The organism is Nonomuraea sp. NPDC048916 (assembly GCF_040649575.1).
GTDB lineage: Bacteria > Actinomycetota > Actinomycetes > Streptosporangiales > Streptosporangiaceae > Nonomuraea.
In genome coordinates, this window is sequence record NZ_JBEZFS010000283.1 from 1 (window position 1) to 386 (window position 386).

Genomic DNA, 386 nt, shown 5'->3' on the forward strand with positions numbered 1-386 from the left:
GGCCGGGCATGTTCACCTTCCGGAAGTTCTCGTACGACGCGCGGGAAACCGGGGGCCGGATCAGATGATGCGGCGGACCCAGTACTCCTTGTACGAGCCGTAGAAGTAACCGGCGGTCTTCTTCGAAAAGTCGCCCTGCTTGAACAGCGACGGCTTCACGTAAGCCTTCTTCTGCTGCTTCATGACACCTTCCCTTCTGTGCGGTTGACGACCGTTATGCCCAACTGACAGCTGCATAACTGAAGTTATTCGTGCGACTGGTGTTCACCACGTGAACACCAGAGCCATCATGTCCCGCTGCCGATCCGGTACGCATGATTCCGACTTACCGTGCGAAGTTGGCTGGATAGCGCGAGGGCCGGAGCCGGCACGCAGGGCCGCTCCCG

Annotated in this window: 1 protein-coding gene; it reads right to left on the reverse strand. The window is 59.6% G+C overall.

Annotated features, from left to right (window positions below; translation table 11 throughout):
• Positions 1 to 60: 60 nt before the first annotated feature.
• Positions 61 to 183: a keywimysin-related RiPP gene (locus AB0C16_RS40865; RefSeq protein WP_018511015.1), complete on the reverse strand. Its 123-nt coding sequence runs from the start codon at positions 181 to 183 to the stop codon at positions 61 to 63.
• Positions 184 to 386: the final 203 nt, after the last annotated feature.